Source organism: Pseudomonas reinekei, assembly GCF_001945365.1.
Taxonomy (GTDB): Bacteria; Pseudomonadota; Gammaproteobacteria; order Pseudomonadales; family Pseudomonadaceae; genus Aquipseudomonas; species Aquipseudomonas reinekei.
This window is the reverse complement of record NZ_MSTQ01000009.1, coordinates 127525-146763: the sequence shown is the minus strand read 5'-3', so window position 1 is coordinate 146763 and position 19239 is coordinate 127525. Positions and strand designations below refer to the sequence as shown.

Annotated in this window: 14 protein-coding genes; 11 read left to right on the top strand and 3 right to left on the bottom strand. The window is 61.2% G+C overall.

Annotated features, from left to right (window positions below):
* Positions 1-31 precede the first annotated feature (31 nt).
* The 6 genes from BVK86_RS16640 to BVK86_RS16615 all read left to right on the top strand — a co-directional run bounded on the left by BVK86_RS16640 (position 32) and on the right by BVK86_RS16615 (position 7537).
* Complete coding sequence (locus BVK86_RS16640; protein WP_075947455.1) at positions 32-1372, top strand: MFS transporter; 1341 nt, start codon at positions 32-34, stop codon at positions 1370-1372.
* On the top strand, positions 1365-2324 hold the full coding sequence (locus tag BVK86_RS16635) for an amidohydrolase family protein (protein ID WP_075947454.1): 960 nt from the start codon (positions 1365-1367) through the stop codon (positions 2322-2324). Before BVK86_RS16640 ends, BVK86_RS16635 begins: the two co-directional genes overlap by 8 nt.
* On the top strand, positions 2321-3325 hold the full coding sequence (locus BVK86_RS16630; RefSeq protein WP_075947453.1) for a 4-hydroxythreonine-4-phosphate dehydrogenase PdxA: 1005 nt from the start codon (positions 2321-2323) through the stop codon (positions 3323-3325). The genes BVK86_RS16635 and BVK86_RS16630 overlap by 4 nt, the downstream gene beginning before the upstream one ends.
* 328 nt (positions 3326-3653) lie before the next feature.
* The gene (locus BVK86_RS16625; RefSeq protein WP_034150001.1) at positions 3654-4829 is read left to right on the top strand and encodes an L-rhamnonate dehydratase; all 1176 of its coding nucleotides are present in this window, start codon (positions 3654-3656) and stop codon (positions 4827-4829) included.
* Between the two features lie 52 nt (positions 4830-4881).
* Positions 4882-5877 (top strand): AraD1 family protein, encoded by a 996-nt coding sequence (gene araD1 / locus BVK86_RS16620; RefSeq protein WP_075947452.1) that lies wholly within the window; start codon positions 4882-4884, stop codon positions 5875-5877.
* A 79-nt stretch (positions 5878-5956) separates the two neighbouring features.
* Positions 5957-7537 (top strand): aldehyde dehydrogenase (NADP(+)), encoded by a 1581-nt coding sequence (locus BVK86_RS16615; protein ID WP_075947451.1) that lies wholly within the window; start codon positions 5957-5959, stop codon positions 7535-7537.
* Positions 7538-7667: 130 nt separating this feature from the next.
* On the opposite strand, the gene BVK86_RS16610 is transcribed toward BVK86_RS16615, so the two are convergent.
* Entirely contained in the window at positions 7668-8576 is a 909-nt protein-coding gene (locus BVK86_RS16610; protein WP_075947450.1) for a DMT family transporter, read from the bottom strand.
* A 179-nt stretch (positions 8577-8755) separates the two neighbouring features.
* Between BVK86_RS16610 and aceK the strand changes: the two genes are divergently transcribed.
* The 3 genes from aceK to BVK86_RS16595 all read left to right on the top strand — a co-directional run bounded on the left by aceK (position 8756) and on the right by BVK86_RS16595 (position 15996).
* Positions 8756-10471 carry a bifunctional isocitrate dehydrogenase kinase/phosphatase gene (gene aceK, locus BVK86_RS16605; RefSeq protein WP_075947449.1) on the top strand — a complete coding sequence of 572 codons (1716 nt, stop codon included), beginning with the start codon at positions 8756-8758 and terminating at the stop codon, positions 10469-10471.
* Between the two features lie 159 nt (positions 10472-10630).
* The gene (gene hrpA / locus BVK86_RS16600) at positions 10631-14542 is read left to right on the top strand and encodes an ATP-dependent RNA helicase HrpA (RefSeq protein WP_075947448.1); all 3912 of its coding nucleotides are present in this window, start codon (positions 10631-10633) and stop codon (positions 14540-14542) included.
* A gap of 332 nt (positions 14543-14874) precedes the next feature.
* Positions 14875-15996, top strand: a complete 1122-nt coding sequence (locus BVK86_RS16595) for a beta-ketoacyl-ACP synthase III (RefSeq protein ID WP_075947447.1) — start codon at positions 14875-14877, stop codon at positions 15994-15996.
* A 55-nt stretch (positions 15997-16051) separates the two neighbouring features.
* On the opposite strand, the gene BVK86_RS29815 is transcribed toward BVK86_RS16595, so the two are convergent.
* Positions 16052-16192 carry a hypothetical protein gene (locus BVK86_RS29815; protein ID WP_157720441.1) on the bottom strand — a complete coding sequence of 47 codons (141 nt, stop codon included), beginning with the start codon at positions 16190-16192 and terminating at the stop codon, positions 16052-16054.
* Between the two features lie 145 nt (positions 16193-16337).
* Between BVK86_RS29815 and pyrF the strand changes: the two genes are divergently transcribed.
* Complete coding sequence (pyrF, locus tag BVK86_RS16590) at positions 16338-17036, top strand: orotidine-5'-phosphate decarboxylase (protein WP_162279042.1); 699 nt, start codon at positions 16338-16340, stop codon at positions 17034-17036.
* Positions 17037-17107: 71 nt separating this feature from the next.
* Here the strand turns inward: pyrF and BVK86_RS16585 are convergent, their stop codons facing one another.
* A complete protein-coding gene (locus BVK86_RS16585; RefSeq protein ID WP_075947445.1) occupies positions 17108-18112 on the bottom strand; it encodes an NADP-dependent oxidoreductase in 1005 nt (334 codons plus the stop codon).
* A gap of 234 nt (positions 18113-18346) precedes the next feature.
* Between BVK86_RS16585 and BVK86_RS16580 the strand changes: the two genes are divergently transcribed.
* Positions 18347-19108: an SDR family oxidoreductase gene (locus BVK86_RS16580; RefSeq protein WP_075947444.1), complete on the top strand. Its 762-nt coding sequence runs from the start codon at positions 18347-18349 to the stop codon at positions 19106-19108.
* Positions 19109-19239: the final 131 nt, after the last annotated feature.

Below are 19239 nucleotides of genomic sequence, written 5' to 3'. Positions count from 1 at the left end.
TCTCCACAAAAATAATAAAGAGGTACGCACCATGGCTCGTCCCAGTGCTTCCCTGCATCTGCCCGGCGCGGAGACTCCGTCCGCCGTCGCGGCTGAACCGCAGGCCAACGCCGCCAAGGCCAGCAGTGTGCGCTGGCGGATCTTCGCGATCGTCTTCGCGTTGACCATGGTCAACCTGATCGACCGGGTGTCGCTTTCCATCGCGATGCCGACCATCGCCGATGAGTTTTCCCTGTCGCCGAGCATGCAAGGCCTGATCCTCAGCAGTTTCTTCTGGGCCTACGCGCTGTTGCAGATACCTGGCGGCTGGATGATCGATCGCTTCGGTCCGCATCGGGTCATCAGTTGGTCCACCGGGTTGTGGGGTACGTTTCAGGTGCTGGCGGCGTTTGCCTCCGGTGGCTTGTCGTTGCTGTTCGCCCGCGTGGCGCTGGGGGCTTCGGAAGCGCCTCTGTTCCCGTCCGGCGGCAAGTTGATTTCCCTGTGGCTGGCGCCCAGCGAACGCAGCCGTGGCGCGGTGCTGATGGACAGCGGCAGCCCCTTGGGTGTGGCGTTGGGCGGATTGATCATCGCTTATCTGATTGCTTCGCTGGACTCCTGGCGCCTGGCATTTGTGATCGCCGGTGTCGCGACCCTGGCCCTGGCCTGGCTGGCGTGGCGTTATCTGCGCGACGACCCGGCCAGCCATCCGCAGGTCAATGAACTGGAGCTGGAAAAAATCAACGCCGGACGCGCGACACCGGCCGCCGAAACTGCACGCGCACCGGTCAAGGGCCTGGGCATTGCCACCCGTTCCCTGAGCGGTCTGCTGATTGGCCGGGCCAGTTGGGCGATGGTGTATTTCGGTTTGCTGACCTGGGGGCCGAGTTATCTGTCCCAGGCGCGCGGCTTTGATATCAAGGGCATTGGCGCGGCGACATTTGTGATTTTTGTCTGTGGTGCGCTGGGTTCGCTGACCGGTGGGTTCCTCTGCGACGGTTTGATCCGCAAGGGCGTCAGTCGTGGTGTGGCGGTCAAGAGCCTGCTGGCGTTCTCCGGCCTGATCGCCCTTGGCGCGTTCCTGTTGTTGCCCACCCTGAGCAATCCTTTTGCCGCGGTGGCGTTGCTGGCCATGACCGCGTTTTTCCTGATGTGGGGCAGCCTCTACTGGAGCTTCCCGGCATTGCTCGCCGCACCGGCGCGGGTCGGTTTGATTGGCGGTGTGATGAACATGGCCGGCAGCACCGGCGGCATCGCGGTGCCGATCCTGGTAGGGGTGATCCTGCAAATGTCCGGTGGTTTTGCCCCAGTGCTGGGATTCTTCGCGGCGTGCTCGGCAGTGTTCGTGCTGGCGACGTTGTTCATCAGCCTGGATGAGGTGCGCCATGACTAATGCGCAATGGGACGGCCCGATCATTGACGCCCATCATCACTTCTGGGACCCGGCTATCAACGATCACCCGTGGCTCGCCCCCGAGGCCAATGTGCCGTTTCGCTACGGCGACTACAGCGCGATCAAGCGTCGCTATTTTCCCGAGGATTACTTTGCCGACGCCGGGCCGCATAACGTCGTGCAAACGGTGTACGTCGAGACGGAGTGGAACCCGCAGGACCCGATTGGCGAAACCCGTTTCATCGAGCAACTGGCTGCCTGTTATGGCGTGCCCAATGCGGTCGTCGCGCAAGCCTGGCTCGATCACCCGGACGCCATCGATGTGTTGAGCGAACAGGCGCGCTTCAAGCAGGTGCGCAGTGTCCGGCACAAACCCGGCGGGCCGATTGCACCGGAGCAGGTCGGGCATATGCGCAGCCTGATGAGCGACGAACACTGGCGCCGCAGTTACGCCGCGCTGGAAGGTCTGGGCCTGCATTTCGATTTGCAGACGCCGTGGTGGAACCTGCATGAGGCCGAGCGCCTGGCTCGGGATTTTCCCGGCATCACCCTGATCCTAAATCACGCCGGGTTGCCCAACGACCGCAGTGCCGAAGGTCTGGCGGGTTGGCGTCTGGCGATGGCGCGGCTGGCCCAATGGCCGAACGTGCAGGTGAAGATATCCGGGCTGGGGCAGGGCGGCCGGAAATGGCGCGCCAAGGACAATGCCTGGATCGTGCGCGAAGTCATCGCGATGTTCGGCACCCATCGGGCGATGTTCGCCAGCAATTTTCCGGTGGACAGCCTGTGCGGCTCGTTCGACGACATCTACAGCGGTTTCAAAGCCATCGTCGCCGATCTGCCACTGGCTGATCAGGAGCGACTGTTCTACAGCAACGCGCAGCGCATCTATCGCTGCGAACCTTGCGCCATTGACCGGGCGCGTCCTGAATTCTTGAGGAGTGAAGCATGAAAAAAACCACTATCGCCATGGTCCTCGGTGACCCGGCGGGCATTGGCCCGGAGTTGATTGCACGTTTGCTCGCCGAGCCCGAAGTGCGCAGCAAGGCCAACGTGATCCTGATCGCCGACGAAGCCGAAATGCGTCGTGGCATGCGCATCGCCGGGTCCGAATTTCCTTATCGGCGAGTGGAGACTTTGCAGACGTTGGAGTTTGTCGATGACACGCCACTGTTCTACGACTTTCGCGGTGAGGCGGTCGGTGAATTCTCGCGCAACGAGGCCAGTGTGATTGGCGGTCGCTACAGCCTCGATACGCTGGAGCAGGCCCTGCGCCTGACCGAAGCCGGGACCTCCGACGCGATCCTGTTCGGGCCGCTGAACAAAACCTCGCTGCACATGGCCGGCATGGCGCACAACGACGAACTGCACTGGTTTGCCGAGCTGCTGGATTTCCACGGGCCGTTCTGCGAATTCAATGTGCTCGACAATCTGTGGACTTCACGGGTGACTTCCCACGTGGCTCTGGCCGAGGTTTCGGGTCTGCTCAGTGAGCAGCGGGTGGTTGAAGCGATTCAACTGATCGACACTGCGCTCAAGCGCAATGGCCTGGAGAAACCGCGTATCGGCGTTTGCGGTTTGAACCCGCACAACGGCGACAATGGTTCGTTTGGCCGTGAGGAACTGGACATCATCGGCCCAGCCGTGCGCTCGGCACAGGCGCTGGGGATCGCGGCGGAAGGGCCGTATCCCGGGGACACGATTTTCCTCAAGGTCCAGGGCGATGCCAGTGCCTTCGACGCGGTCGTGACCATGTACCACGACCAGGGCCAGATCGCGATCAAGTTGATGGGCTTTTCACGGGGCGTGACGGTGCAGGGCGGCTTGCCAATCCCGATCACCACCCCGGCCCATGGCACCGCGTTCGATATTGCGGGGCAGGGCAAGGCAAACGTCGGCGCAACCCGCCAGGCGTTCGAAATCGCCTGCCGGATGGGCGCCAACAGCTACTGACACCGCAATTTCCGAGCAACACATAACCCTGTGGGAGCGGGCCTGCCCGCGATGACGGCAGTGCAGACACCTTTTAGGTGCCTGTCAGACCGCTATCGCGGGCAAGCCCGCTCCCACAGTGGTTTGTGTATGCCCGATATCCTGATCTGCCAAGAAATCGCTGGATGCCATCACCCCAGGTTATCGCCGGATACGCATAAGTGATTATCCGCACTCCCTTGGCGCTGGCTAAAGTCGCTCCATCGAATGCCTGGAACCGTTCACCCGAGCGGCTCCGCGCAGCGACTCAACAATTACAAGAAGCCGGCAGCGCAAGGAAACTGTATTCATGAAAATCAAAGCGATCCGTACCCGCGTTTTCGAGTGGAAAGGCAAAGTCGTCCCCCCTCAAGCGCACTTCTGCACCAACGCCAGCGACATCCTGTTCGAACGCGGCGACGCCATGGGCTCGTTCCGTTTCCACGGCTGGCTGGTGGTGGAAGTCGAGACCGACACCGGTCTTGTCGGCATCGGTAACTGCGCCCTGGCGCCACGTGTGGCCAAGGAAATCATCGACACTTACCTCGCGCCGATCGCCATTGGCGAAGACCCGTTCGACAACGAATACATCTGGCAGAAAATGTACCGCCAGAGCCACGCCTGGGGCCGCAAAGGCATTGGCATGGCGGCGATCTCGGCGATCGACATCGCGATCTGGGACATCATGGGCAAAGCGGTCAACAAACCCGTCTTCAAACTGCTTGGCGGTCGCACCAAGGAAAAGATCTGGACCTACGCCTCCAAGCTCTACGCCAACGACAACCTCGACCTGTTCCTCGAGGAAGCCCAGGGCTACCTGAACCAAGGCTTCACCGCTCTGAAAATGCGCTTTGGCTACGGGCCGAAAGATGGCCCGGCGGGCATGCGCAAAAACATCGAACAAGTACGCGCGCTGCGCAATCTGGCCGGTCCCGACGTCGACATCATGCTCGAATGCTACATGGGCTGGACCCTGGAGTACGCGCGACGCATGTTGCCGAAACTGGCCGAATTCGAACCGCGCTGGCTGGAAGAGCCAGTGATCGCCGATGACATCGAAGGCTACATCGAGCTGAAGAAGATGGGGATCATGCCGATCTCCGGCGGCGAGCACGAGTTCACTTCCTACGGCTTCAAAGACCTGCTGGAACGCCGTGCCATCGACGTAATCCAGTACGACACCAATCGCGTCGGCGGCATCACCGCCGCGCGCAAGATCAACGCCATGGCCGAAGCCTGGTCGGTGCCGGTGATCCCCCACGCCGGGCAGATGCACAACTACCACCTGACCATGTCCACCACGGCTTCGCCAATGGCCGAGTTCTTCCCGGTGTTCGACGTCGAAGTCGGCAACGAGCTCTTCTACTACGTGTTCAAGGGCGAGCCGCAACCGGTCAACGGCTACATCCAGCTCGACGACAACAAGCCGGGCCTGGGCCTGGAAATCTCCGATGAGTACTTGAGCGACTTCAACATCATCGAGTGACCTGGAGGCGCCGCAAACCTGTGGCGCCCACCCTGAATTTCTGGAGGCCAGCATGCGCCTGATTCAATTCGAAAACGCCAACGGGGAGCGCCAGGTCGGACTCGTCGACGGAGTACAAATCCAAGTGCTCAAAGGCGCCCGCAACACCCGTCAACTGGCGCTCGCCGCGATCCGCGGCAAACGCAGCCTGCAAGAAGAAGTCGCCTCGCGCGGCACCGAGCCGGGCCCGGATTACGCACAGCTGTTGCAACAAGGCAAAGTCCTGCCGCCACTCGACCATGAAGACCCGGCCCATTGCCTGATCAGCGGCACCGGCCTGACCCACTTGGGCAGCGCCTCGGCGCGAGACAAAATGCACCAGCAGGAAGGTGCGGTGGAAGTCGGCATGACCGACACCATGCGCATTTTCAAATGGGGCCTTGAAGGCGGCAAACCCACGGCGGGGCAGGTCGGGGCGCAACCGGAATGGTTCTACAAAGGCGACGGCAGCATCGTCGTGCGCCCCGGCGCGGACTTCCCGGTACCGCCGTTTGCCGAGGACGCCGGTGAAGAACCGGAGCTGACCGGCCTCTACGTGATTGGCGACGATGGCCAGCCATATCGCGTCGGTTATGCCTTGGGCAATGAGTTCTCCGACCATGTCATGGAACGGCGCAATTACCTGTACCTCGCCCACTCGAAACTGCGCAGTTGCTCCTACGGTCCGGAGCTGCGCGTCGGTGAGTTGCCTAAGTATCTGGTCGGCACCAGCCGCATCCAGCGCAATGGCGAAACGATCTGGGAGAAGGCGTTTCTCAGCGGCGAAGACAACATGTGCCACAGCCTGGCCAACCTTGAATTCCACCACTTCAAGTACGCGCAGTTTTTGCGCCCAGGCGACGTTCATGTGCATTACTTCGGCACCGCGACCCTGTCGTTCGCCGACGGTGTGAAGACCCAGCCGGGGGATCGCTTTGAGATCAGCCTCGACGAGTTCGGTGCGCCACTGGAGAACGGCATTGGCGAGAGTGCCCAGCCGTTGCCCATCGGCCAAATTCGAGCGCTCTGAATCGAACCCGCTGCAGGCGCGAGCTTGCTCGCTCCTGCAGTGAATCGCAGCAGGTGCAGCCTCCTATCAAGGAATCCACATGACCACGTTATCTGGACACAATTACATCGGCGGTCGCCGCAGTGCCAACGGCACCTTGCAATTGCAAAGCCTCGATGCGACCACCGGCGAACCCTTGCCCGGCACATTTTTTCAGGCATCCGAAAGTGAGGTGGATGCAGCCGCCAAAGCCGCCGCTGCGGCTTACCCGATCTATCGCAACCTGAGTGCGGAAAAACGTGCCCGGTTCCTCGATGCCATTGCCGATGAAATCGACGGACTGGGCGATGACTTCGTCGCCACCGTGTGCCGCGAAACCGCATTGCCGGCCGGACGCATTCAAGGGGAACGGGGACGCACCAGCAGCCAGTTGCGCCTGTTCGCCAAAGTGCTGCGTCGCGGTGATTTCTACGGTGCGCGCATCGACCGCGCATTACCGGATCGCCAGCCATTACCGCGCCCTGACCTGCGTCAGTACCGCATCGCCCTGGGGCCAGTGGCGGTGTTCGGCGCCAGTAACTTTCCGTTGGCGTTTTCCACCGCTGGCGGCGATACCGCTTCGGCGCTGGCTGCCGGTTGCCCGGTGGTGTTCAAGGCCCACAGCGGGCACATGGCGACCGCCGAGTGGGTGGCGGACGCCATCCTCCGCGCCGCCGAACGCACGGAAATGCCAGCTGGCGTGTTCAACATGATTTATGGCGGTGGCGTCGGTGAGTGGCTGGTCAAGCATCCGGCCATTCAGGCGGTGGGCTTTACTGGTTCGCTCAAGGGCGGTAATGCCTTGAGCCACATGGCGGCGACCCGGCCGCAGCCGATTCCGGTGTTCGCCGAGATGTCGAGCATCAACCCGGTGTTCCTGTTGCCCGAGGCACTGGCAGTGCGCGGTGAGCAGATCGCGGCGCAACTGGCCGGTTCGGTGACGTTGGGTTGTGGTCAGTTCTGTACCAATCCGGGTCTGGTCATCGGCTTGCGTTCGCCGCAGTTCAGCACGTTCCTGGAAGCCTTCTGCGCCAACATGAACCAGCAACCGCCGCAAACCATGCTCAACGCCGGGGCCTTGGCCAGTTACAGCCGAGGCCTGGGCGAGTTGCACGAACATCCGGGCCTGACGCACCTGGCGGGCAAGCCGCAACAGGGCAGCCAGGCGCAGCCACAAGTGTTCAAGGCCGATGTCAGTCTGTTGCTCAAGGGCGATGAACTGTTGCAGGAGGAGGTGTTCGGGCCGACCACCATCGTCATCGAAGTCGAAGATCGCGCTCAGTTGGCGGCGGCGTTGCACGGCCTGCGCGGGCAATTGACGGCGACCTTGATCGGCGAGGCGGACGAGTTGCTGGAATATCGTTGGCTGGCAGAGGTGCTGCAGGAGAAAGTCGGGCGGATTTTGCTCAACAGCTATCCGACCGGGGTCGAGGTGTGCGAGGCGATGGTGCATGGCGGACCGTATCCGGCGACGTCCGATTCCCGGGGTACGTCGGTGGGCACGCTGGCCATTGACCGCTTCCTGCGGCCGGTGTGTTTCCAGAATTACCCGGATGCGTTGTTGCCCGAGGCATTGCAGGATGCCAATCCGCTGGGTATACGGCGGTTGGTGGATGGGGAGGTGAGTCAGTCAGCTTTGTAGTGTCTGGGTGATCGCTATCGCTGGCAAGCCAGCTCCCACGGGTTCGGCGTAGTGCACGGAAACAGTGTCCGACACCAAACCCTGTAAGAGCTGGCTTGCCAGCGATGTCGTCATCGACGGCACCACACATCTATTTGGCTGCTACCCCAGCCACCTTCACCAGCGCCGGTTTCAACACCAGCCACAACGCCACGGCAATCAACACCCCGCCATAGATATGCGCCATCGACAGCGGCTCATCCAGAAACAGCGCGCCCCACAACACACCGAACAACGGGATCAGGAAGGTCGTGGTCATCGATTTCACCGGGCCAACCGAGCTCAGGAGGCGGAAGTAAATGATGTACGCAAACGCCGTGCAGCCCAGACCCAACCCCAGCAGCGATAGCCAGACACTCCAGCCGCCCCAGCTCGCCGGTGGTTGGCTGATAACGCTGTAGCCGAACAGCGGCAGCAGGAACAGCGTCGCGCCGAGCATGCTGCCCAGTGCCGACAAGCGGCTGTCGAGACCGCCGGCCTGATCGAGCCAGCGGCGCGCCAGAAAGCCCGCAAATCCGTAGCACGTGGTCGCGAGCAGGCAGGCGACGGCACCCATCAGCAGTTCCATATCGAACGCCACCGGACCGGCACGGGTCAGCACGCCCACGCCGAACAGCCCGAGGAACACGCCGCCGAGCTTGGCGCCGGTGAGCCGCTCATGGAAAAACAGGCCGCCGATGAGCACGCCCATCAAAGGGGTGGTGGCATTGAAAATTGACGAATAACCGGCGGGCAGCACCTGCGCGGCCACCGAATAGAGCGTCGCCGGAATCCCGGAGTTGATCACCCCGAGCAGCATCACGGTTTTCAGTTTGCCCTTGAAATCCCAGCTGATGCGCATCAGCCCCAGAATCACCAGCAACCCGGCAGCGGCAATCGACACACGGAAAAAAGCGGTAGGGATGCTGCCTATCACCGGCGCAATGATGCGCATGAACAGGAAGCTCGCCCCCCAAATGGCCGCAAGCGACAATAAACGGAATAAATCGACGGGGTTCACAGCGCGTTCCTTCCTTGATGAGGGCCAGAGTGTTGCTGAGCGCCTGATCGATGGCAACCGGAAAACGAACAGGTAACTCTACTAGGCGTTGATGACGCGGCAGTCACAAAATTACGCTTCTCCTGCACCCGTTTCACTGGCTAAGCTCAAGGCTCACGAATTCCCGCAGAGGTCTCACCATGCCGCAGCAATGGCCAGCCGCCGACATCGCCCGCTTGATCCTCGATGGCTTTGACGATTACCGCGAGCATTTCCGCCAGATCACCGACGGCGCCCGGGCCCGCTTCGAACAGGCCAAGTGGCAGGAGACGCAGTCGGCGTCGGCCGCGCGAATCAACCTGTATGAAGAAAAGGTCAGTGAAACGGTGGGGCGGTTACGCACTGCATTTGACACCGACACGCTGGATGTCAGCTGCTGGCCACTGGTGAAAAGCGCCTACATCAGCCTGATCGACCTGCGCTTCGACGATGAACTGTCCGAGACCTGGTACAACTCGATTTTCTGCGGCTTGTTCAGCCATGACCTGATCAGCGATGGCTGCATGTTTATCCACACCACCCGACCCAGCCTGCGCCGGGCCCGCGCTGCGCAAACCCGCACCTATAAACCCCAGGGGCAATTGTCCGGCATGCTCGCGAGCATCTTTGCCGATTACCGCTTCAGCGAGGAATACGCCGACCTGTCCGGCGACCTCAAGCGCCTCGAAGCACAACTGCGCGAGAACCTGCCGGACTGGGTGTGCAAGGACCCGGAACTGAGCGTCGAACTGTTTTCCTCGGTGCTTTACCGCAACAAGGGCGCCTACCTGGTGGGGCGCATCTACACCGCCGACGAACAATGGCCGCTGGCCATTCCGTTGCTGCACCTCGAGGGTCGCGGCATCCAGATCGACGCGCTGATCACCGACGAGGCGGACGTGTCGATCATTTTCTCGTTCACCCGTTCGTATTTCATGGTGGATGTGCCAGTGCCGGCTGAGTTCATCGGCTTCCTTAAACGCATTTTGCCGGGCAAGCACATCGCCGAGCTGTACACCTCGATCGGTTTCTACAAGCACGGCAAGTCCGAGTTTTACCGAGCGCTGATCAATCACCTGGCCAACACCGACGACCAGTTCATCATGGCCCCCGGTGTGCGCGGCATGGTCATGAGCGTGTTCACGCTGCCGGGGTTCAACACCGTATTCAAAATCATCAAGGACCGTTTCTCGCCGTCGAAAAACGTCGACCGCGCCACGGTGATCGAAAAGTATCGCCTGGTGAAAAGCGTCGACCGCGTCGGGCGCATGGCCGATACCCAGGAGTTCGCTGACTTCCGTTTTCCGCTGAGCAAGTTCGATCCGGCGTGCCTGGAAGAGTTGCTGGAAGTCGCGCCGTCAACGGTGTCGGTGGAAGGCGACACGGTGCTGATCCGCCACTGCTGGACCGAGCGCCGCATGACGCCGCTGAACCTCTATCTGGAAAACGCCAACGATGCTCAGGTGCGCGAGGCGCTGGACGATTACGGCCTGGCGATCAAGCAACTGGCGGCGGCGAACATTTTTCCCGGCGACATGTTGCTGAAGAACTTCGGCGTGACCCGTCACGGTCGCGTGGTGTTTTATGACTACGACGAAATCTGCTTCCTGACTGAAGCCAACTTCCGCCACATCCCGCAGCCGCGCACGCCGGAAGATGAGATGGCGTCCGAGCCGTGGTACTCGATCGGGCCGCTGGATGTGTTCCCTGAAGAGTTTCCGCCGTTCCTGTTTGCCGATTCGGGGCAGCGCAAGCTGTTCGATCAACTGCATGGCGAGTTGTACAACGCCGATTACTGGAAAAGCCTGCAAGAGGCGATCCGGGCAGGGAAGGTGATCGATGTGTTCCCGTATCGACGCAAAAGCGCCGAAAACTGACTCTGTAGGCGCTGCCGAAGGCTGCGATCTTTTGATATTGAAATCAAACGATCGCCGCCTCGTTTCACTCGACAGCTCCTTCAGGAGAAACAGCCAATCCATGGCAAATCTGCGACAATCCCCGACCTTGCGCCACTAGACGACTGAATTGCGTACCCGATGACCGACGAATCGCCCTCCATCGACAAACTGCTGAAAAACCTAGATCACGCCATGCTCGCCGACCGCCACCGGCTGCGGCGGCAGTTGCTTGAGCTGCGCAAGAAACCCGATGAGGCCAAGCTGGCCCAATGGGTGGCGCGCATGCAGGCGTCCTGTGATCAGGTGCTGGCCCGCCGTGCCAGCCTGCCGGTGATTCGTTACGACGACAGCCTGCCGATTGCCGCCAAGCGCGACGAAATCAAGAAAGCGCTGGAAAAGCATCAGGTGCTGATCATCGCCGGCGAAACCGGTTCGGGTAAAACCACCCAGTTGCCGAAGATCTGCCTGGAAATCGGTCGTGGCCAGCATGGCCTGATCGGCCACACCCAGCCGCGCCGGATCGCCGCGCGCAGCGTGGCCGCACGGGTCGCGGAAGAATTGGGCACGCCGTTGGGCGCGCTGGTCGGTTATCAGGTGCGGTTCGAGGATCAGAGCGATTCCAACACCCTGATCAAACTGATGACCGACGGCATCCTGCTGGCGGAAACCCAGAACGACCGCTACCTGGAACGCTACGACACGATCATCGTCGACGAAGCCCACGAGCGCAGCCTCAACATCGACTTCCTGCTCGGTTACCTGAAAACCCTGCTGCCACGTCGCCCGGACCTGAAAGTCATCATCACCTCGGCGACTATCGACCTGGAGCGCTTCTCCAGGCACTTTGACGATGCGCCGATTGTCGAGGTCTCCGGCCGTACTTTTCCGGTGGACACCTGGTATCGCCCGCTGACCCTGGAGCAGGACGAAGAGGGCAACCGCGTCGAGGACGACTTGACCGTCGATCAGGCGATCCTCGCCACCCTCGATGAAATCGCCGCCTACGAACGCAGCGAACGCCGCAGTCCCGGTGACGTGCTGGTGTTCCTGCCCGGCGAGCGCGAGATTCGCGACGCTGCGGACATGCTGCGCAAGGCCCAACTCAAACACACCGAAATTCTGCCGCTGTACGCGCGGCTGTCGCCGGCTGAACAGCAGCGGATTTTCCAGTCGCACCCTGGCCGCCGTGTGGTGCTGGCAACCAACGTCGCGGAAACCTCGCTGACCGTGCCGGGTATCCGCTACGTGATCGACAGCGGTACCGCGCGCATCAGTCGCTACAGCTATCGCGCCAAGGTTCAGCGCCTACCCATCGAAGCGATTTCCCAGGCCAGTGCCAACCAGCGTAAAGGTCGTTGCGGGCGGGTCGAGCCGGGCATCTGCGTGCGCCTCTACAGTGAAGAAGATTTCCTCGGGCGCCCGGAATTTACCGATCCGGAAATTCTGCGGACCAACCTCGCCGCCGTTATTTTGCAGATGTTGCATTTGCGCCTAGGCGAAGTCACCGCGTTCCCGTTTATCGAGCCGCCGGATGGCAAGGCGATCAGCGACGGCTACAACCTGCTGCAAGAACTCTCTGCGGTGGATCGCAACAGTCAGCTGACCCCGCTCGGTCGGCAATTGGCGCGGCTGCCGGTGGACCCGCGCATGGGCCGCATGTTGCTCGAAGCGGCCAAGCTCGGCAGCTTGCAGGAAGTGCTGATTGTCGCCAGCGCGATGTCGATCCAGGACCCGCGCGAGCGTCCGCCGGAGCGTCAGCAAGCGGCGGATCAGGCCCACGCACAATGGAAGGATGCCGATTCGGACTTCGCCGGGCTGGTCAATCTCTGGCGCGGGTTCGAAGAGCAGCGCCAGGCGCTGACGGCCAGCCCGCTGCGAAACTGGTGCCGCAAGAACTTCCTGAATTACCTGCGCTTGCGCGAGTGGCGCGATTCCCATCGCCAGTTGAGCCTGATCTGCCGCGACATGCAGCTGAGCCTCAACAAAGAACCGGCGGACTATTCGAAACTGCACAAAGCGGTGCTGGTGGGCCTGCTCAGTCAGATCGGCCAGAAAACCGAAGACGGCGACTACCTCGGCGCGCGGCAGCGGCGTTTCTGGATTCACCCGTCGTCGGGGATCGGCAAGAAGCGCCCGCAATGGCTGATGACCGCCGAACTGGTGGAAACCACCAAGCTCTACGCGCGGATGGTGGCGAAAATCGATGCCGACTGGATCGAACCGCTGGCCGGACACCTGATCAAGAAAAACCACTTCGAGCCCCATTGGGAGAAGAAGCGCGGCCAGGTCGTGGCGTTCGAGCAGATCACCCTGTTCGGCTTGATCGTGGTCGGTCGCCGGCCGGTGCATTACGGCCCGGTCGATCCGGTGGTGTCTCGCGAGTTGTTCATCCGAGAAGCACTGGTGCGTGGCGAAATCCAGTCCAAAGCCAAGTGCCTGAGCGCCAACAAGCAATTGCTCGAACAGCTCGACGAACTGGAAGCCAAGGCCCGACGTCGCGATATCCTCGCCGACGAAGAAACCCTCTACGCCTTCTACGATGCGCGGCTGCCAGCGGAGATCCATCAGACCGCGACCTTCGATAGCTGGTATCGGATCAACAGCCAGAAAGACCCGCAGCTGCTGATCATGCGCGAAGAAGACGTGCTGGCCCGCGAAGCCAGCGAAGTCACCGCGCAGCATTACCCGGACACGCTGCACATCGGCGATCTGGAGTTGGCTCTCAGCTACCACTTTGAACCGAATCATCCGCGTGACGGCGTCACCTTGCGCGTGCCGGCGCCGCTGTTGCCGATGCTGCCGCCGGAGCGCCTGGAGTGGCTGGTGCCGGGTGTCATCGAAGCCAAGTGCATCGCGCTTGTGCGCAACCTGCCCAAGGCGTTGCGCAAGAACTTCGTGCCGGTGCCGGACTTCGTCAAAGCCGCGTTGCAACGCATGACCTTCGCCGAGGGCTCGTTGCCTCAGGCTTTGGGCCGCGAGCTGCTGCGCATGACCGGCGCCCGGGTCAGCGATGAAGCCTGGAGCGAGGCGGCGCAGCAAGTCGAAAGCCATTTGCGCATGAACCTGGAAATCGTCGACGCCCAGGGCAAGTTCCTCGGTGAAGGTCGTGATCTGGCCGAGCTGACCGCGCGTTTCGCTGAAGCGAGCCAAGCCGCATTGGCGGTGCCGCAAACCGCGAAAAGCCAGCAGCCGGTCGAGCCGAAGGTGTTTGCCGCGGTCGCCGAGAAGACCCAACAGAAGATCGCCGGGCTGTCGATGACGGTGTATCCGGCGTTGGTGGAAGAGGGCGGTACGGTCAAGGAAGGACGTTTCTCGACCCCGGCCGAAGCGGAGTTCCAGCATCGCCGTGCCTTGCAGCGTTTGTTGATGCAACAACTGGCCGAACCGGCGAAGTTCCTGCGCGGCAAGTTGCCGGGCCTGACCGAGCTGGGCCTGCTGTACCGCGACATGGGGCGCGTCGATGCGCTGGTGGAAGATATTCTGCTGGCCAGTCTCGACAGCTGCATTCTTGAGGGTGAAGACCCGTTGCCTCGCGACGGCGCCGGTTTGGCGTCGTTGGCCGAACGCAAGCGTGGCGCGTGGACCGAGCACGCCGAGCGGGTGGCGAAACTGACATTGGAAATCCTCAAGCTCTGGCATGGCCTGCAAAAGCGCTTCAAGGGCAAGATCGATCTGGCACAGGCCGTGGCCCTTAATGACATCAAGCAGCAGCTCAGTCATCTGGTGTATCCGGGGTTCGTCCGGGAAACGCCGATGCAATGGCTCAAGGAGTTGCCGCGTTATCTCAAGGCAATCGAACAGCGCTTCGAGAAAATCGGTGCTCAGGTGCAACGGGACCGGGTCTGGAGCGGCGAGTTGTCCGGACTCTGGACCCAATACCAGACCCGCGCCAACAAGCACGCCCAGGAAGGCAAGCGCGATCCGCAGCTGGAGCTGTATCGCTGGTGGCTGGAGGAATACCGGGTTTCACTGTTCGCCCAGCAGTTGGGGACCAAGGTGCCCATCTCCGACAAACGCCTGAACAAACAGTGGGCCCAGGTCGAACCCTGAACCTGAGGTTTGCACAATACCTGTGGGAGGGAGCCTGCTCGCGAAAGCGGTGTGTCAGTCAATGCAGGTGTTGAATGTGATGACCCCTTCGCGAGCAGGCTCGATCCCACAGGATGCTGTACTGTCTTATCCAGCAAATAGGGGCCAAAACCCAAGGTTTATGGCAAACTTCGCGCCTATAAACGCCGGCCCCGCGGTTTTGAGCCTTCGCCACTGCGGGCAGATCGGAATAAAGCGATGCCAGGTTTGCGTCCCCCGGATGGGAATAGACCCTTTGTGTATTGGTACGACGGTGCCAATGCTTTCTGCCTGAACAGATTAGAGACACGACCATGCATAACGTCGTCATCAGTGGCACCGGCCTTTACACCCCGGCCAACAGCATCTCCAACGAAGAGCTGGTGCAGTCTTTCAATGCCTACGTCGCGCAGTTCAACGCCGACAACGCCGATGCCATCGCTCGCGGCGAAATCGAAGCATTGACCGAGTCCAGCGCAGCGTTCATCGAAAAAGCATCCGGCATCAAAAGCCGCTTTGTCATGGACAAGGAAGGCATCCTCGACCCGCAACGCATGGCGCCACGCCTGCCGGAACGCTCCAACGACGAATGGTCGGTGCTCTGCCAGATGGCCATCGGCGCCGCCGAGCAAGCCTTGCAACGCGCCGGCAAGACCGCCGCGGACATCGACGGCGTGATCGTCGCTTGTTCCAATCTGCAACGCGCCTACCCGGCCATCGCCATCGAAGTACAGGAAGCGCTGGGCATCCAGGGTTTCGGTTTCGACATGAACGTGGCGTGTTCTTCGGCGACCTTCGGCATTCAGGCCGCCGCCAACAGCATCCAGCTGGGCCAGGCCCGGGCGATCCTGATGGTCAACCCGGAAGTCTGCACCGGCCACTTGAACTTCCGCGACCGCGACAGTCACTTCATCTTCGGTGATGCGGCCACTGCCGTGATCATCGAACGCGCCGACCTGGCCACGTCCGAGTACCAGTTCGACATCGTCAGCACCAAGCTGCTGACCAAGTTCTCCAACAACATCCGCAACAACTTCGGCTTTCTCAACCGCGCCGCGGAAGAGGGCATTGGGGCCAGGGACAAACTGTTTGTCCAGGAAGGTCGCAAGGTGTTCAAGGAAGTGTGCCCGATGGTGGCCGAACTGATCGGCGAGCACCTGGAAGAAAACCAGCTCAACGTCAGCGACGTGAAGCGCTTCTGGCTGCACCAGGCCAACCTCAGCATGAACCATCTGATCGTGAAGAAACTGCTCGGTCGCGACGCCACCGAACAGGAAGCGCCGGTGATTCTCGACACCTACGCCAACACCAGTTCCGCCGGTTCGGTCATTTCGTTCCACAAGAACCAGGACGATCTGCCGGCCGGTTCCCTGGCGGTACTCAGCTCGTTCGGCGCCGGTTACTCGATCGGTAGCGTGATTCTGCGCAAGCGCTGAGTCTTCGGATGACCCCGGTCCATGTGAGAGCGAGCCAGCTCGCGATGAGGGCGTGTCAGTCGACATCAATGTTGGCTGATATACCGCAATCGCGAGCAGGCTCTCTCCCACGGTGGATCGCCGCGATGCCCAGGCCCTGGTCGATCACTCGAATAATCAACTGCTCGCGATGGTCTTCGAGAGTAAGTACGGGCATGTCGCGTGTGTACCGAACTCGACACAATGGTGGCAAAGGCTAGTCTTGCCTGAGCGCCATCGACGATTTACCGATCATCGGGTCCCGCAGCGGCGCTGGTTCCGCTACAATGCGCGCCGATTTCGACTTGCCTGAGAGCCCATTCATGTCCGCCTGCCAGACTCCTATCATCGTCGCCCTGGATTTCCCTACCCGTGACGCCGCACTGAAGCTGGCCGATCAGTTGGACCCGAAACTGTGCCGGGTCAAAGTCGGTAAAGAACTCTTCACCAGTTGCGCCTCGGAAATCGTCGGCACCCTGCGTGACAAGGGTTTCGAAGTGTTCCTGGACCTCAAGTTCCACGACATTCCAAACACCACCGCCATGGCAGTGAAAGCGGCAGCGGAAATGGGCGTGTGGATGGTCAACGTTCATTGTTCCGGTGGCCTGCGCATGATGGCGGCCTGCCGTGAAGTGCTGGACAAGCGCAGCGGCCCGCAGCCTCTGCTGATCGGGGTGACCGTGTTGACCAGCATGGAGCGTGAGGATCTGGCGGGCATCGGCCTGGACATCGAACCGCAAGAGCAAGTACTGCGCCTGGCCGCATTGGCGGAAAAAGCCGGGATGGATGGTCTGGTTTGTTCGGCCCTGGAAGCCCAGGCCCTGAAGTCGGCACATCCGTCGCTGCAACTGGTGACCCCGGGGATTCGTCCGGCGGGCAGCGCCCAGGACGATCAGCGCCGCATCCTGACCCCGCGTCAGGCGCTGGATGCCGGTTCCGACTACCTGGTGATCGGTCGTCCGATCAGCCAGGCGGCTGATCCGGCACAAGCGTTGGCTTCGGTGGTCGCCGAACTGGCGTAAACACCGCTAAACCTGTGGGAGCGAGCAGGCTCGCTCCCACAGTGGGTTTCCGGGTGGGGTCAGATTTCGGATTAAACATTCAGCACCAACTTGCCGAAATTCTCCCCGCTGAACAATTTCATCAGCGTCTCCGGGAAGGTCTCCAGTCCTTCCACGATGTCTTCCTTGCTCTTGAGTTGCCCCTTGGCCATCCAGCCGGCCATTTCCTGCGCGGCACTGGCGTACTGTGCGGCGTAGTCCATCACCACAAAGCCTTCCATTCGTGCGCGGTTGACCAGCAACGACAGGTAGTTGGCCGGGCCCTTGACCGCTTCCTTGTTGTTGTACTGGCTGATGGCGCCGCAGATCACCACCCGTGCCTTCATATTCAGACGGCTCAACACCGCGTCGAGAATATCGCCGCCGACGTTATCGAAATACACGTCGACGCCTTTCGGGCATTCGCGCTTGAGGCCGGCGAGGACGTCTTCGCTCTTGTAGTCGATAGCGCCGTCGAAGCCCAATTCCTCGGTCAGGAACTTGCACTTGTCCGCGCCGCCAGCGATCCCGACAACACGACAACCTTTGATCTTGGCGATTTGCCCGGCAATGCTGCCCACCGCGCCGGCCGCACCCGACAGCACCACCGTGTCACCGGCCTTCGGTGCGCCGACATCGAGCAAGGCGAAATACGCGGTCATGCCGGTCATGCCCAACGCGGACAAATAACGCGGTAGTGGCGCCAGTTTCGGATCGACCTTGTAGAAACCTCGCGGCTCACCGAGGAAATAGTCCTGCACGCCCAAGGCACCATTGACGTAGTCGCCGACGGCGAACTGCGGATTGTTCGAAGCAACGACCTGGCCGACGCCCAAGGCGCGCATCACTTCACCAAGCCCCACCGGCGGAATGTAAGACTTGCCTTCGTTCATCCAGCCGCGCATGGCCGGGTCCAGGGACAGGTATTCGTTTTTGACCAGAATCTCACCTGCCGCTGGCTCGCCGACCGGTACTTGCTGATAGGTGAACGTCTCGCGGGTGGCTGCGCCCACTGGGCGTTTGGCGAGCAGGAACTGGCGATTGGTCTGGGAGGTCATGACAGGCACTCAAGATGAATGAAGTCTTGTTGATAGCCCTTCATGGGCGATGCCGCAAGTTTGGCTGATGCGGCGAATGCAGGTTTATCCAGAACGGTGATAGTTGGTACGGCAGTTCCATCACTGCAACTCATGGGCAGCCAACCGGCCACCTGATAGTGCTGCCTCGGCAGGGGCCGCTGTGGCTAGACTGGGAAACGCGACCCCCGCAAGCATCTCTTCGAGGACATAACAATGAGCATGACGTTTTCCGGCCAGGTAGCCGTAGTGACGGGCGCCGCCAATGGTATAGGCCGTGCGACCGCCCAGGCGTTCGCCGCCGAGGGCTTGAAGGTGGTCGTCGCCGACATGGACACGGCGGGTGGCGAGGGGACGGTGGCGCTGATTCGCACGGCGGGCGGCGAAGCGACCTTCGTGCGGTGCAATGTCACCGTAGAAAGCGAAGTAAAAAATCTGATGGATGAAGTGGTCAATACCTACGGCCGTCTCGACTATGCCTTCAACAATGCCGGCATCGAGATCGAAAAGGGCAAACTGGCCGAAGGCACGGTCGACGAGTTCGACGCGATCATGGGCGTCAACGTCAAAGGCGTGTGGCTGTGCATGAAGTATCAGTTGCCGTTGCTGCTGGCCCAGGGCGGCGGCGCAATCGTTAACACAGCTTCGGTGGCGGGCCTTGGCGCCGCGCCAAAGATGAGCATCTACGCCGCGTCCAAGCACGCGGTGATCGGCCTGACCAAGTCCGCTGCCATCGAATACGCCAAGAAAAAAATCCGCGTCAATGCGGTATGCCCGGCGGTGATCGACACCGACATGTTCCGCCGCGCTTACGAAGCCGACCCGAAGAAAGGCGAGTTCGCCAACGCCATGCATCCGGTGGGTCGCATTGGCAAGGTGGAGGAAATCGCCAGCGCGGTGCTGTACTTGTGCAGCGATGGTGCTGCGTTCACCACCGGGCATTCACTGGCGGTGGATGGTGGGGTCACGGCGTTCTGAAAAGATACTTCTGGACACCCCGGAACCTGCCGGCTCGCTCCTGTATTTTGCGCATGACTTGAATGTCCTGGCAGTGTGTTTCAAATGGTTAAAACCGCTGGTTTTGACGGCGTTGTCGCACATCCCGTCGA

Coding starts and splice junctions, on each gene's coding strand:
- BVK86_RS16640 (WP_075947455.1), top strand. CDS start 32: ATGGCTCGTCCCAGTGCTTCCCTGCATCTGCCCGGCGCGGAGACTCCG.
- BVK86_RS16635 (WP_075947454.1), top strand. CDS start 1,365: ATGACTAATGCGCAATGGGACGGCCCGATCATTGACGCCCATCATCAC.
- BVK86_RS16630 (WP_075947453.1), top strand. CDS start 2,321: ATGAAAAAAACCACTATCGCCATGGTCCTCGGTGACCCGGCGGGCATT.
- BVK86_RS16625 (WP_034150001.1), top strand. CDS start 3,654: ATGAAAATCAAAGCGATCCGTACCCGCGTTTTCGAGTGGAAAGGCAAA.
- araD1 (WP_075947452.1), top strand. CDS start 4,882: ATGCGCCTGATTCAATTCGAAAACGCCAACGGGGAGCGCCAGGTCGGA.
- BVK86_RS16615 (WP_075947451.1), top strand. CDS start 5,957: ATGACCACGTTATCTGGACACAATTACATCGGCGGTCGCCGCAGTGCC.
- aceK (WP_075947449.1), top strand. CDS start 8,756: ATGCCGCAGCAATGGCCAGCCGCCGACATCGCCCGCTTGATCCTCGAT.
- hrpA (WP_075947448.1), top strand. CDS start 10,631: ATGACCGACGAATCGCCCTCCATCGACAAACTGCTGAAAAACCTAGAT.
- BVK86_RS16595 (WP_075947447.1), top strand. CDS start 14,875: ATGCATAACGTCGTCATCAGTGGCACCGGCCTTTACACCCCGGCCAAC.
- BVK86_RS29815 (WP_157720441.1), bottom strand. CDS start 16,192: ATGCCCGTACTTACTCTCGAAGACCATCGCGAGCAGTTGATTATTCGA.
- pyrF (WP_162279042.1), top strand. CDS start 16,338: ATGTCCGCCTGCCAGACTCCTATCATCGTCGCCCTGGATTTCCCTACC.
- BVK86_RS16585 (WP_075947445.1), bottom strand. CDS start 18,112: ATGACCTCCCAGACCAATCGCCAGTTCCTGCTCGCCAAACGCCCAGTG.
- BVK86_RS16580 (WP_075947444.1), top strand. CDS start 18,347: ATGAGCATGACGTTTTCCGGCCAGGTAGCCGTAGTGACGGGCGCCGCC.